The organism is Microbacter sp. GSS18 (assembly GCA_029319145.1).
Lineage (GTDB): Bacteria > Actinomycetota > Actinomycetes > Actinomycetales > Microbacteriaceae > Microbacterium.
On the sequence record CP119753.1, the window covers coordinates 2,623,414 to 2,636,878 of the forward strand.

Annotated in this window: 13 protein-coding genes; 6 read left to right on the forward strand and 7 right to left on the reverse strand. The window is 71.7% G+C overall.

Annotated features, from left to right (window positions below):
* Nucleotides 1–106: 106 nt before the first annotated feature.
* The 4 genes from P0L94_12025 to P0L94_12040 are packed head-to-tail and all read right to left on the reverse strand — an operon-like array spanning nucleotide 107 to nucleotide 4,589.
* On the reverse strand, nucleotides 107–982 hold the full coding sequence (locus P0L94_12025) for an LLM class flavin-dependent oxidoreductase (GenBank protein ID WES63182.1): 876 nt from the start codon (nucleotides 980–982) through the stop codon (nucleotides 107–109).
* A 33-nt stretch (nucleotides 983–1,015) separates the two neighbouring features.
* Nucleotides 1,016–2,815 (reverse strand): cytochrome b/b6 domain-containing protein, encoded by a 1,800-nt coding sequence (locus P0L94_12030; protein ID WES63183.1) that lies wholly within the window; start codon nucleotides 2,813–2,815, stop codon nucleotides 1,016–1,018.
* Nucleotides 2,816–2,827: 12 nt separating this feature from the next.
* Nucleotides 2,828–3,796, reverse strand: coding sequence for an electron transfer flavoprotein subunit alpha/FixB family protein (locus P0L94_12035; protein WES63184.1), 969 nt, complete (start codon nucleotides 3,794–3,796; stop codon nucleotides 2,828–2,830).
* A gap of 16 nt (nucleotides 3,797–3,812) precedes the next feature.
* Nucleotides 3,813–4,589 carry an electron transfer flavoprotein subunit beta/FixA family protein gene (locus tag P0L94_12040; GenBank protein ID WES63185.1) on the reverse strand — a complete coding sequence of 259 codons (777 nt, stop codon included), beginning with the start codon at nucleotides 4,587–4,589 and terminating at the stop codon, nucleotides 3,813–3,815.
* 359 nt (nucleotides 4,590–4,948) lie between these two features.
* Here P0L94_12040 and P0L94_12045 point away from each other — a divergent pair, with 359 nt between their 5' ends.
* Genes P0L94_12045 through P0L94_12070 form a run of 6 tightly spaced genes read left to right on the forward strand, consistent with a single transcriptional unit; the run spans nucleotide 4,949 to nucleotide 10,283 of the window.
* Nucleotides 4,949–6,223 carry an ABC transporter substrate-binding protein gene (locus P0L94_12045; protein ID WES63186.1) on the forward strand — a complete coding sequence of 425 codons (1,275 nt, stop codon included), beginning with the start codon at nucleotides 4,949–4,951 and terminating at the stop codon, nucleotides 6,221–6,223.
* Between the two features lie 60 nt (nucleotides 6,224–6,283).
* Nucleotides 6,284–7,054, forward strand: a complete 771-nt coding sequence (locus tag P0L94_12050) for an ABC transporter ATP-binding protein (protein ID WES63187.1) — start codon at nucleotides 6,284–6,286, stop codon at nucleotides 7,052–7,054.
* Nucleotides 7,051–7,758, forward strand: a complete 708-nt coding sequence (locus P0L94_12055; GenBank protein WES63188.1) for an ABC transporter ATP-binding protein — start codon at nucleotides 7,051–7,053, stop codon at nucleotides 7,756–7,758. Before P0L94_12050 ends, P0L94_12055 begins: the two co-directional genes overlap by 4 nt.
* A 7-nt stretch (nucleotides 7,759–7,765) precedes the next feature.
* Nucleotides 7,766–8,644, forward strand: coding sequence for a branched-chain amino acid ABC transporter permease (locus P0L94_12060; GenBank protein WES63189.1), 879 nt, complete (start codon nucleotides 7,766–7,768; stop codon nucleotides 8,642–8,644).
* Entirely contained in the window at nucleotides 8,641–9,702 is a 1,062-nt protein-coding gene (locus tag P0L94_12065; GenBank protein ID WES63190.1) for a branched-chain amino acid ABC transporter permease, read from the forward strand. The genes P0L94_12060 and P0L94_12065 overlap by 4 nt, the downstream gene beginning before the upstream one ends.
* A gap of 44 nt (nucleotides 9,703–9,746) precedes the next feature.
* Nucleotides 9,747–10,283 (forward strand): MarR family transcriptional regulator, encoded by a 537-nt coding sequence (locus P0L94_12070; protein WES63191.1) that lies wholly within the window; start codon nucleotides 9,747–9,749, stop codon nucleotides 10,281–10,283.
* A gap of 293 nt (nucleotides 10,284–10,576) precedes the next feature.
* On the opposite strand, the gene P0L94_12075 is transcribed toward P0L94_12070, so the two are convergent.
* From P0L94_12075 to P0L94_12085, 3 genes are read right to left on the reverse strand one after another with little or no spacing between them, the layout of a single operon-like run.
* Nucleotides 10,577–11,353, reverse strand: coding sequence for an enoyl-CoA hydratase (locus tag P0L94_12075; protein WES63192.1), 777 nt, complete (start codon nucleotides 11,351–11,353; stop codon nucleotides 10,577–10,579).
* Nucleotides 11,354–11,362: 9 nt separating this feature from the next.
* Complete coding sequence (gene mmsB / locus P0L94_12080; protein WES63193.1) at nucleotides 11,363–12,271, reverse strand: 3-hydroxyisobutyrate dehydrogenase; 909 nt, start codon at nucleotides 12,269–12,271, stop codon at nucleotides 11,363–11,365.
* 1 nt (nucleotide 12,272) lies between these two features.
* Nucleotides 12,273–13,433: an acyl-CoA dehydrogenase family protein gene (locus tag P0L94_12085; protein ID WES63194.1), complete on the reverse strand. Its 1,161-nt coding sequence runs from the start codon at nucleotides 13,431–13,433 to the stop codon at nucleotides 12,273–12,275.
* Nucleotides 13,434–13,465 lie beyond the last annotated feature (32 nt).

Genomic DNA, 13,465 nt, shown 5'->3' on the forward strand with positions numbered 1-13,465 from the left:
AGCACGCTGCCCCGGCTCCTCGAGAGCACATGCTCTCGCCGAGTGCACCCGACGTGCACGCGCACGCCGTGTCGTCTCGGCGACGCCATGTGCTCTCGGCGCTGCGTCAGCGCAGGCGCGCCAGCGCCTGCTCGTGCACGCGCGGGTCCGATCCCATGCCGGCGGGCGCGTCGGGGGCGTACACCACCAGCTCGTCGAAGCCGAGGGCCTCGGCCCGCTCGACGGCGTCGAGGTACGAACCCGTGTCGGAGGTCGGCCGCACGCGTCCGAAGCCCAGGAGGAGCGAGCGGCGGACCGCGGCGGGGTCACGACCATGGCGGGCGCACTGCGCGGCGAAGCCGGCGGCCTGCCCGGCGAGCAGGTCCCAGAACTCGTCGGCGTCGAGCTGCGTCGAGCCGGGCCCGCCGTACGTGTTCCACGTGTCGGCATAGCGGGCGGCGAGCCCCAGCGCGCGCGGCCCGTGGGCGGCGAGGACGAGCTCGGGCTCGGGCAGGCCGTCCGGCGCCGGCAGCGTGCCGAGGCCGCCGAACGCGAGTGCCTCGCCCCGCCACTCGGTCGCCCCGCTAAGCACCGCCCGGTACCCGCGCACGACGTCGGCGAACCGGCGCGACATGTCCCGCAGCGCCGGCTCCTCGCCACTCTCGGCGACGGCGCACGAGGGCGCGCCGAGCCCGAGGCCCAGCACCAGCCGGCCGCCGCTGATGTCCTGCACCGTCATCGCCACCCGGGCGAGGGCGACGGGGCCGCGGAACACCGCCGACGCCACGAGCGTCCCCAGTCGCACGCGATCGGTGACGGCCGCGGCGGCGGTCAGCGTCGTGAACGCCTCGCCCAGCCACAGGTCCGGTGCGGTCGCGTGCGTCAGGTGGTCGTACGTGTAGAGGACGTCGTAGCCCACGTCCTCACCCCACCGGTACCAGCGCTCCTGATCGCGCCACGGCCCGATGGGCGGGACGATGAGGCTGATCCGGCTGAGTGTCACCCTGTCACCATGCCACGGCGCGTCGCAGCTGCGTCAGCGGCCCGAGACCTTGCCGAACAGGCGGGCGATGGGGGCGATCACAAGCGGCCGAGCGGCGACCAGCGCACCCGCCACGACCAGCATGGCGACGGTGAAGATCCAGAAGCCCGTCCAGTTCATCGCGTACGCGTCGGGATCGACCGACCCCTGTGCGGCGAACATGTGGTTGAGGTTGCGGAGCGCACCGGTCGCGAACACCAGCACGACGTGCGCGAAGATGAACAGCGAGAAGTAGAGCATCACCGGGAAGTGCACCGCCCGCGCCCACTCGATCGGGTACGCCGTGTTGAGCGCCTTCGCGTCTCGGGGCCACACGTACGACATGCGCACGCCGGTGATCGCCGCCAGCGGAGCCGCGATGAAGATCGTCGTGAAGTAGGCGAGCTGCTGCAGGGAGTTGTAGTTGACCCAGCCGTTCTCGGTCGGCCAATCCAGCGACACGTACTGCAGCCCGGCCGAGAGCGCGTTGGGGAACACCTCCCACGACGTCGGGACGACGCGCATCCACTGCCCGGTCGCGAACAGCAGCACCACGAATGCGACGCCGTTGACCAGCCACAGCACGTCGAGCGCCTGGTGGAACCAGATCGTCAGACTCGTCTTGACCTTCTTGCCGCCGCGCGGAGACCAGAATGCGGTCGGGCGCTTCTCGGTCCGGATCTGCAGACCCGTCCGGATGATCAGCGCCATGAAGAAGATGTTGAAGAAGTGCTGCCAGCCGAGCCACGCCGGCACACCGATGGGCGCACCCTCGGGGAGGTGGTACTCGCCCGGATACGTCGTGAGGAAGTCCTGCATGAACGGCAGGCTCAGCAGCCACTGGACCGCGACGACGACCATGCCGGCGGCGAACAGCAGTCCGGCGCCGCCGACGATCACCGCCCCCGCCCACTGGCCCTTCGTGAACGGCCCGACGCGAACGGGCTCGGGCGCGGGCGCGGGTCGCGTGAACGCCGTCTCGCCCGCCCAGACGGTGCGGGTGAACGGCAGCGGCGTCGAGTAGTCCTTGGCCGGGACGGCCTCGGCAGCAGGCACGGGCGCAGGCGCAGCAGCGGGTGCGGGCGCAGCAGCGGGCGCGGGCGCTGGGGCCGTGGCTGCGGCTGCGGCTGCGGCGGCAGCCGGTGCCTCGGTCGGCGCCGGCGCGGCGGCCGCCGCGAAGTCGGCGGGCGGCCACGGCTCGCCCCCCGGTGTGCGCGGAAGGCCTCGGCGGACGGCGACATCGGATGCCGCCACGGCGGCGGGCACTGCCGCGGGCGCTTCGGCCGGCGGCGCCTGCTCGGCCACCGTCGATGCGGCGGCGGGCGCGGATGAGGCAGGCGCCGACGGCGCCGCGGGCTCGGAGTCAGGTCGTGCCGGAGCGTCGGCGGCTGCGCCGCCGGCGGCGAAGTCGGCGGGCGGCCACGGGTCCCCGCCCGGCGTGCGGGGCAGCCCGCGGCGGACGGCGACGGCGGGAGCCCCGGCGGCGGAGGCGGATGCGGCGGCGGCAGCAGCAGCAGCGGGGGCGGGAGCAGCAGCAGCGGGGGCGGGAGCAGCAGCAGCGGGGGCGGGAGCAGCAGCGGCGGGGGCGGGAGCAGCAGCGGCCTCGGCGGGCTGCGGGGTCCCCGCGGCCGGTGCCGCGGCGGCAGGCGCGGCTGGCGCGGACGGCGCCGATTCCGGCGCAGCGGCGGCGGGAGCATCGACGACCTGGTCCGCCTGCTCGGCCACGTCGATGGGAGCCTCGCCGGCGGGCGGCCAGGCGGCACCGCCGGGCGTGCGGGGCAGGCCCTGCCGGACCGTGCGCGCGTACGTCGCCATCCTCGCCCGGCCCTACTTCTTCTTCGCCTCGAGCGCCGCGATCAACTGCGGCACGACGGTGAACAGATCGCCGACCACGCCGAAGTCGGCGATCTCGAAGATCGGCGCATCGGCGTCCTTGTTGATCGCGACGATCGTCTTGGCCGTCTGCATACCCGCCTTGTGCTGGATCGCCCCCGAGATGCCGAGCGCGACATACAGCTGCGGCGACACCGACACACCCGTCTGACCGACCTGATACGACTGGGGCACGTAGCCGGCGTCGACCGCCGCGCGTGACGCGCCCACGGCGGCGCCGAGCGCGTCGGCGAGATCGTCGACCAGCGAGAACTTCTCGCCGGATCCGAGACCGCGGCCGCCCGAGACGACCTTGGCGGCACCGCGCAGCTCAGGACGCGACGAGGTCACGACGGCCTCCTCGACCGCACCGACCGTCGCCGACTTGCGGCCGGAGGCGGCCACCTCGAGCTTCTCGACGACCGGCGAGGCGACAGCCTCGGCACGGGCGTCGATCGAGCCCTGGCGGACGGTGATGACGGGGGCGCCGAAGGTGACCGACGCCTCGACGTTGTACGCGCCGCCGTACACAGAGTGCTGCGCCACCACGCCGAGGTCGTCGCGCGAGACGCCCACGGCGTCTACGCACAGCCCCGCCCGCGTGCGCGCCGCGAACCGAGCGGCCGCCTCACGGCCCTCGATCGAGTGCGACGCGAGCACCGCATCCGGCTTCACCAGATCCGCCGCGGCGGTCAGCGCGTCCGCGACCGGGACCACAAGGCCGTCGCCGGGGGCGGCGACCAGGACGGTGCTCGCACCGAGCGCAGCGGCATCCGCCGCGAGCTTCTCGTCGCCCACGACGAGTGCGACGGGCGTCCCGACGGTGGAGGCGGCGCCCAGCAGGCCCGCCGACGAAGCGGCGAGCGCTCCGGACGGGGTCACATCGAGGAGGACCAGGATCGAATCGCTTGCGAAATCAGCCATGTTGTTCTGCTCCCCCTTACGCGAGCCGGTTCTGGATGAGGAAGTCCGCGAGCTGCTCGCCCGCATCGCCCTCGTCGGTGATCTTCACGCCCGCCTCGCGCGGCGGCTTCTCGCTGATCGTGGTCATGATCGAGCGCGCCGCGGCCGGGTCCATGGGGTCGAGGTCGAGGTCGGCGAGCGACAGCGTCTCGAACGGCTTCTTCTTCGCCGCCATGATGCCCTTGAAGTTCGGGAACCGCGCGTCGGGAAGCGCCTCGGTGACCGAGATCAGAGCGGGCAGCGGTGCGGACACCGCCGCGGTCGCGCCATCGGTCGCGCGCTGCCCCGACACGGTGTCCTCGGCGATCTCGATGGTGTTGAGCATCGTCGCGGCCGGCACGTCGAGGATCTCGGCGACCATCGCCGGGATCACGCCACCCGTACCGTCGGTCGACAGGTTCCCGGCGATCACGAGATCGAACCCGGTGCGCTCCAGTGCGGCGGCGAGGACCTCGGCCGTCAGTCCCAGGTCGGCGCCGGCGAGCTGCTCGTCGACGACCTGAACGGCGGATGCCGCCCCCATCGCGAGCCCCTTGCGCACGGTCGCCGCCGAGGCCTCGGCGGCCATCGACAGCACCACCACCTCGGTTCCCGCGTTCGCGTCGGCATACGACAGCGCCACCTCGAGGGCGCGCTCACCGATCTCATCGATCACGCGGTCGCTCGCATCACGCTCGGCGAGCCCCGTCTCGAGATTGAGCTTCCGGTCACCGTAGGTGTCCGGGACCTCCTTGACCAGGACGACGATCTTCATTTCGAATCTGCTCCTTCGACTCTGACGAGTCTATTCACGCCGCCGGACCCTCCCGACCCGGGGCGAGAAAACCTACGAACGATGCCCGCGGGGCGCGCGCTCCGTTTGTGGACTGCTGACGACGGACCAGGAACGGCTCCGCGCGGGTCGCGTGCCGCCGCTGGCGGGCATCCTTGCGTACGCGCGCCGGACGTCGCTGTGACGTGATGTTCACTTCTGATGCGGCATCAGGCTCTTCGCAGGCCGCACAGCGATCATGCACACGTGAATCACAATTAACAAAATTCGTGACATTCGGCCGGTGATTTGGCAGACTGCCGTCAACAGCGCAAGACCGAAGCACCGTTCGAGGAGGAACGATGTCTCATCCGCACATCACAAGAGCACGCCTGATCACGCTCGCATCCGTCGGCCTCGTCGGAGCCCTGGCCCTGTCCGGCTGCGCCGGTCGCGACGCCGGCAACACCCCCGAGGACACCGGCATGGCCGAGGCCTGCGACCCCGGGTTCACCGACGACACGGTCACCATCGGCACGAGTCTGCCGCTGTCGGGTCCGGCCGCCGCGTACGGCGCGATCGGGACGACCATGAAGGTCTACTTCGACGACATCAACGCCGACGGCGGTCTGACGTTCGCCGACGGCACGCAGCGCGACGTCGAGGTCATCGTCATGGACGACGGCTACGACCCCGCCAAGACCTCGACCAACGTCCGCACGCTCGTCGAGCAGGACGAGGTGTTCGCCCTCGCGGGCGTGCTGGGCACCGGCGCCGCCATCGGCGTCGCCCCGTACGTCGAGGAGAACGGCATCCCGAATCTCTTCGTCGGCACGGGGACCGACGCCATCCCCGCCCTCCACACCGACGGCACGAACTGGACGATCGGCTTCATGCCGCAGTACAGCTTCGAGGTCGAGACGCTCGCGACCTACATCACCGAGACCTACCCCGACGCGACCGCCGCGATCCTGTACCAGAACGACGACTTCGGCGAGAGCGTCTACGAGGGCTTCGAAGCGGTGTTCGAGGGCACCGGCGTCGAGATCGTCGCCGCCGAGAGCTACGAGCTGTCGGCCGCCTCGGTCGACAGCCAGGTCACCGCGCTCGCGGCATCCGACGCCGACATCTTCCTCGACTGGGCCGTCGGCGCGTTCGCGACGCAGTCGCTGAAGAAGAAGCTCGAACTCGGCTGGGACGCGACGACGGTCATCAGCGCGCCCGCCGCCGACGCGACGTTCTTCTTGAAGCCCGCCGGCGAGGGCGCGGCCGACGGCGTCGTCTCGATCGCGTACACGAAGGACATCACCGACCCATCGCTCGCGGGCGATGCCGGCTTCGACGCGTGGACCGAGTTCGCCGCCGCCCACCCCGAAGAGGTCAACGCGATGTTCGCGCCGTCGGCGGCCGGCTACCAGACGGCGCAGCTGCTCGAAGCGGCGCTGGCGTCGATGGACGGCTGCACCCGCGAGGCGCTCCTCGACGCGGCGACGTCGTTCGACGGCCTCGAACTCGACCTGTCGCCGATTCCGGTGTCCACGTCGTCCGACTACCCCTACACGTTCCAGGAGATCGGCGTGCAGGTGTTCAACGGCAACACGTGGGACCTGCAGGACGGCACCTACACCGTCGACTGATCCGAACGGGGCGGGGCCGGCCGCACATGGCCGGCTCCGCTCCGCTGTTCCAGGAGAACCATGAACGCCATCCTCGAGGTCGCCGAAGTCGAACTGTCCTTCGGCGGCGTCCAAGCGCTCGACGGCCCGAGCTTCACGGTGAACGAGGGCGAGATCGTCGGGCTCATCGGACCCAACGGAGCCGGCAAGACCAGCCTCTTCAACTGCATCAACGGGCTGTACAGACCGCAGTCGGGCATGATCCGCGTGGGCGGGCGGCACGTCATCGGCATGCCCCGCCACCGCATCACCGACCTCGGCGTGAGCCGGACCTTCCAGAACATCGGCCTGCTGATGTCGCAGACCGTGCTCGAGAACGTGATGGCCGGCACCTACCACGTCTCGCACGGCGGCTACTGGGCCACCGCGCTGGCCCTGCCCCAGGTGAAGCGCAGCGAGCGGTCACAGCGCGCGTCCGCGATGGCGGTGCTCGAGGCCCTCGGTCTCGCCCCCGTCGCCGACGTGCCGGTGGCGGTGCTGCCGTTCGGCACGCTCAAGCGCGTCGAGCTCGCCCGCGCGCTCGTCAGCGAGCCCCGCCTGCTCCTCATCGATGAGCCCGCCAACGGGCTCATCCACAGCGAGGTCCTCGAACTCGCGGACACCATCAAGCGCCTCGCCCGCGAGCGCGGCACGGCGATCCTGCTCGTCGAGCACCACATGGCGCTCGTCATGCGCGTGTGCGACCGCGTCGTCGTGCTCAACCTCGGCCGCAAGATCGCCGAGGGCGAGCCCGCCGACGTCGCGAACGATCCCGCGGTCGTCGCGGCCTATCTGGGAGGAGCGGCGGCATGACCCTGCTCAGTGTCGAACTGGAATCGGCCGGGTACGGCCGCGTCACCGTGCTGCGCGACGTCGGCTTCGACGTCGCCGAAGGCGGGCGCCTCGTCATCCTCGGCGGCAACGGCGCCGGCAAGACCACGACCCTGCGGGCGATCAGCGGGCTGTGCCAGGCGCGCGGCCACGTGCGCCTGGACGGCCGCGAGCTCATGGGGCTCGCCACGCACCGCATCGCCCAGGCGGGCATCGCCCACGTCCCCCAGGGCCGCGGCACGATCAAGGACCTCTCGGTGCGCGAGAATCTGCTCGTCGGCGCCACGACGCGCACGCGCGCCGAGGCCGCCGAGGACCTCGAGCGGTGGATCGAGCGGTTCCCGCGCCTCGGCGAGCGCATCGACCAGAACGCCGCGGCGCTCTCGGGCGGCGAGCAGCAGATGCTCGCCATCGCGCGCGCGTTCATGTCCCGTCCGCGCGTCGTGCTGCTCGACGAGCCGAGTCTCGGGCTCGCCCCCAAGATCACCGCCGAGATGTTCGCGTCGCTCGACGAGGTCTGCCGCGAGACCGGCGTGGCCATGGTCGTGGTCGAGCAGAACGCCGATCTCGCCCTGGACGTCGCGGACGACGCGATGGTCCTCGAAAGCGGCGCCATCGTGGCCGCCGGGCCTGCCGAGCTCATGCGCGGCAACGACGACGTGCGCCGCGCGTACCTGGGGGTGTGAGGCCGACATGATCCTGCAGCAGCTGGCGGACGGCATCGCGACGGGAGCCATCTACGGCGCTCTCGCGCTGGCGATCGTCCTCGTCTTCCGCGCCTCGCGCACCCTAAACTTCGCCCAGGGCGAGTTCGCGCTGCTCGGCGCCTACGTCGCCTGGCAGGCCATCGCGTGGGGCGCTCCGCCCTGGCTCGCGCTCGTCGTGTCGGTGGCCTTCATGGCGCTCTTCTCGGTGGGCGCCGAGCGGATCCTCTTCCGGCCCCTCGTCCGCCGTCACCAGCATCTGCCGGTGATCATCGTGAGCCTCGGGCTCATGATCGCGCTGAACGCGCTGGTCGGCTGGGTGTGGACGTACCAGACCAAGGAGATCCCGCCGCTGTTCGGAGCCGGGATCATCCAGCTCGGCCCGGTCGCGGTGTCGCGACAGGATGCCGGCATCGTTCTCAGCGTCGCCACCATCGCGCTGCTGCTCGCGGTGTTCTTCCGCTACACGCGCGTCGGCCTGCAGATGCGGGCGTCGGTGTCGGCTCCCGAGTCGGCGGAGCTGTCGGGTGTCTCGACCGGCCGCATGATGTCGACGGGATGGGCGATCGCGGGTGCCGTGAGCGCCGTCGCGGGCGTCCTGATCGCCCCCGAGCTGTTCCTGCACCCGGGCATGATGGCGCCGGTCCTCATCTACGCGTTCGCCGCGGCCATCCTCGGCGGGCTCGAGTCGCCGTTCGGCGCCCTCGTCGGCGGCGTCGCCGTCGGCGTCATCGAGAACCTGGCGGGCACGCTCGTGCCGGCCGTCGGCGGGGAGCTGCGACAGGTCGTCGCCCTCGCCCTGATCGTGGGGGTGCTGCTTGCACGGCCGCAGGGCCTCTTCGGCCGGAAGGAGCTGGTGCGCGCATGACCACCACGACCCCCGTCCGCACGGTGGAGCACGCCGCCCCGCCCCGCGCGTCGCTCGTGGAGTGGCTGCGCCGTCCCCGCGCCGCCCTGAATCCGCCGGTCTGGCTGCGCTGGACCGTCGGCCTGGGATCGGCCGCCGCCTTGCTCGCCCTGCCGCTGGTGAATCCGTCGTACATCAACCAGACGGTCACGCTCGTCATGATCTGGACGATCGTGGGCCTGGGGCTCAACCTGCTGGTCGGCTTCGGCGGCCAGGTCTCGCTCGGACACTCGGCGTTCTTCGCGATGGGCGCCTACAGCGTCGCGCTGGCCGGCCAGGCCGGCTGGCCGCATCCGCTGACGCTCGTCGTGGCGGGCGCCGTGCCCTTCGTCATCGGATACCTGATCGGGCTGCCCGCGCTGCGCCTCAAGGGGCTGCAGCTGGGCCTGGTCACCCTCGCGATGGCGATCGCCACCCCGTCGGCGATCCGGGCGATGGGAGACCTCACGCGCGGCAACCGCGGCATCGCGATCGATGCGGACCCGCCGGCATGGGTCGCCCTCGAGCACGACCAGTGGGTGTTCTACCTGGCGCTCGCGTGCGCCGGCATCGCCTACCTCGTCACCCGCCGCCTCGGGCGGGGGCGCCTGGGCCGGTCGTTCGTGGCCGTCCGCGATGCGGAGCTCGTGGCCGAGACGCTGGGCGTCGACGTGTGGCAGACCAAGACGCGCCTCTTCGCGGCATCCGCGGTCTATGCCGGCGTCGCCGGCGGCCTCTACGCGCTGCTGCTGGAGTTCATCGGCCCCGAGAACTTCGGCCTGGCGATGTCGATCTCGTTCGTCACCCTCATCGTGGTGGGCGGCCTCGCCACGGTGCCTGGCGCCGTACTGGGTGCGCTGTTCGTGCAGTACGTGCCCACGTGGACCTCGGCGCTCAGCACATCGGCGACGGGTGTGACGTACGGCGTCGTGCTGATGGTCTTCGCGTTCTTCGTGCCCTACGGCCTCGTGGGCCTGCTGCGCGGCATCCTCGCTCCGGCGGTCGACAGACTGCCCGGTCGCCGCCCCGGCCGCGCCTGACGCCGCCGCGCCGGTAGCGTTGTCCTGCGCGGAAGGAGCCACCGATGCCGAGGAACGCACCGCTGCCGGTCGATCCGATCGCCGAGGCCAAGCGCCAGTGGATCGCCCACGGCTGGGAGGACTCCGCCGGCGGCATGACGCTCGTCACGTCGATCATGCGCGCCCACCAGCTTCTGCTGGCACGCATCGACGCGACGCTGAAGCCGTTCGGACTGTCGTTCGCGCGCTACGAGATGCTTCGCCTGCTCGCCTTCACGCGGCAGGGGCGGATGCCGATGGCCAGCGCCATCGCCCGCCTGCAGGTGCACCCCACGAGCGTGACCAACACCGTCGATCGCCTCGTGCGCGACGAGCTCGCCGAGCGCGAACCGCACCCCGTCGACGGGCGCGCGGCGATGCTCGTGATCACCGAGGCGGGCCGCGACCTGGTCGAGCGGGCGACGGCGGCGCTGAACACGAACGTGTTCGAGAGCCCGGGCATGGCGCCGGAGGAGACCGCCGAGGTGGTGCGCCTGATCGCGCGGCTGCGCAAGGGCGCCGGCGACTTCACCGATCCGCGCCCGCAGCCCGAGCCGCTCTAGCCGCCCCGCACGGCCCCCGCACGGCCCCCGGCCGCAGCCCGAGCCGCCGCGGGGTTCCGCACCCACCCCGCCCGGGCCCCCGGCCGCAGCCCAAGCCGCCGCAGGGTTCCGCACCCGCCCCTTCGCCGGCTCCCACCGTGCGCGAATTCAGGCAGATCGCGACGACACGCCGAGCGGTCACGGCGCGTCGCGCGACCCTGCCTGAGCTGTGACACCCGGCCGAGGCGTCGGGCGACGCGGGGCGCGGGGCGCGGGGCGCGAGCTCAGCCGTACCGGAACCGCGGGGCGCGAGCTCAGCGGTTCCGGAACTCGGGCGCGCGCTTCTCGCGGAACGCGGTCATGCCCTCTTTCTGGTCCTCGGTGTCGAACAGCGCCGCGAACGCGTGCTTCTCGAACCGCAGGCCCTCGGCCAGCGGCGTCTCCATCGCCGCGTCCAGCGCCGCCTTGGCCGCGTACAGCGACGGGAGTGACTTCGACGCGATCGTGTCGGCGACCTTCGCGGCCTCGTCGAGCAGCTCGGACGCCGGCACCACGCGCGCGACGAGGCCCGAGCGCTCGGCCTCGGCGGCATCCATCATGCGCCCGGTCAGGATCAGGTCGGCCGCCTTCGAGTACCCCACGGCCCGCATCAGGCGCTGCGTTCCGCCCATGCCGGGGATCACGCCCAGGTTGACCTCGGGCTGACCGAACTTCGCCGAGTCGGCGGCGAGGATGATGTCGCACATCATGGCGAGTTCGCACCCGCCGCCGAGGGCGTAGCCCGATACGGCCGCGATGACGGGCGTGCGCACATCAGCGAAGCGCGACCAGTCGCCGAAGTGGTCGCCGACGAGCATCTCGAGCCCGGACTTGGACTCCATCTCCTTGATGTCGGCGCCGGCGGCGAACGCGCGCTCCGAACCGGTGACGACGATCGCGCCGATCTGCTCGTCGGCGTCGAAGGCGGATGCCGCCGCCACGACGTCCCGCATGACCTGCGAGTTCAGGGCGTTCAGGGCCTCGGGGCGGTTCAGGGTGATCCACCCCACGCGTCCGCGCGTCTCGACGAGGATCGTGGCGTACTCGGTCATGCGGCTCCCTCAGGCGTCGGTGCTGTCGGCGCGGATCGTGGTGATGATCCCAGAGAAATCCTGCCCCGCGCCCGGGCCGTTCGCGAATTCACGGTAGATCTCGCGGGCCAGCAATCCCATGCGCGCCGATACGCCCGTGGCGTCGATGGCGTGCTCGGCGAGACCGAGGTCCTTGTTCATGAGCGCCCCGGCGAAGCCCGGCTGGTAGTCGCGATTGGCCGGACTCGTCGGCACGGGTCCGGGAACGGGGCAGTTCGTCGTCAGCGCCCAGCACTGCCCCGACGCGTTCGAGGCGACGTCGTACAGCGCCTGGTGGCTGAGCCCCAGCCGCTCCCCGAGCACGAAGGCCTCGGCGACGGCGATCTGCGACACCGCGAGGATCATGTTGTTGCAGACCTTCGCGGCCTGGCCGAGCCCCGCTTCGCCGCAGTGCACGATGCGCCGGCCCATCGCTTCGAGGATCGGCTGCGCCGCAGCGAAGTCCGCGGCGACGCCCCCCACCATGAAGGCGAGCGTGGCGTTCTCGGCGCCGACGACTCCCCCCGAGACCGGGGCGTCGAGGCACCGGTGGCCGGCGGCTTCCGCGAGCGCGTGCGCCTGGCGCGCCTCGTCGACGGCGATCGTCGAGCACTCCAGGAACAGTGTTCCCGGCGTCGCGACGTCCAGGAGCCCCGGGACTCCGTCGACCCCGCGATAGGCGTCCAGAACCTGCGCGCCGGTCTGGAACATCGTGATGACGACCTCGGCACCGCCGGCCACGGCATCCGTCGCCGACTCTGCCACCTCGAGCCCCTCGGCGCGGGCGGCATCCCGTGCGACGTCGACGACGTCGAAGCCCACCACCTCGTGCCCTGCGTCCGTGAGGTTGTGCGCCATGGGGCGCCCCATGTGCCCCAGGCCCAGGAATGCGATCCTCATGTCACGCCTCCAACAGCGCGCGCCCGATGATCACGCGCATGATCTCGTTGGTCCCCTCGAGGATCTGGTGCACCCGCAGATCGCGCACCACCTTCTCGATGCCGTAGTCCTGCAGATAGCCGTAGCCGCCGTGCAGCTGCAGGGCCTCGTTCGCGATGCCGAACCCGGCATCGGTGGCATACCGCTTCGCCATGGCGCACTGCATGGAGGCGTCCGGCGCCTTCGCGTCGAGCGCGGCGGCGGCATCCCGCACGAGCGCTCGGGCGGCGCGCAGCTCGGTCGCCATGTCGGCGAGCTTGAAGACGACAGCCTGCTTGTCGGCCAGCGGCTCGCCGAACGTGAACCGCTCCTTGACGTATCGGGTCGCTCGGTCGAGCGCCCACTGCGCCCCGCCGAGCGAGCAGGCCGCGATGTTGATGCGGCCGCCGTCGAGCGCCGACATCGCGATCTTGAATCCCTCTCCCTCGCCACCGAGCATGTCGCCCGCGGGAACCCGCACCTCGTCGAGGATCACCTGACGCGTGGGCTGCGCGTTCCAGCCCATCTTGCGCTCCTTGGCCCCGAACGAGAGCCCGCGTGCACCGGCCGGCACGAGGAATGCCGTGATCCCGCGCGCCCCCGGCTCGCCGGTGCGCGCCATCACGATGTAGACGGCTGCCTCACCGGCGCCCGAGATGAACTGCTTGACACCGGTGATCACGTAGTCCTCGCCGTCCCGGATGGCGGTCGTGGTGATGGCGGCGGCGTCCGAACCGGCCCCCGGCTCGGTGAGGCAGTAGCTGCCGAGGTCGCCCATCGACACCAGCCGCGGCAGCCATCCGTGGCGCTGCGCCTCGGTGCCGTACGTGTCGATCATCCACGCGACCATGTTGTGGATCGACATATAGGCCGCCATCGTGGGGTCGCCCTCGGCGAGGGCCGCGAAGATCTCGACGGCGTCCGACCGGCTCAGTGCTGTGCCGCCGACGTCCTCCCGAATGTAGATGCCTCCGAGCCCCAGCTCCCCGGCCATCCGAAGGGTGTCCCGCGGGAAGTGCCCGACGGCGTCCCACTCCTGTGCGTGGGGCGCGAGCTCGGATGCGGCGAAGTCGCATACGGCCTCCAGGATGGCGGCGCGCTCGTCGGCGCTGACAGCGGATGCGGCGGGCGGGGTGATCGTCATCGACACCGGTGCTCCTTCGTTCGTGCGGGGCG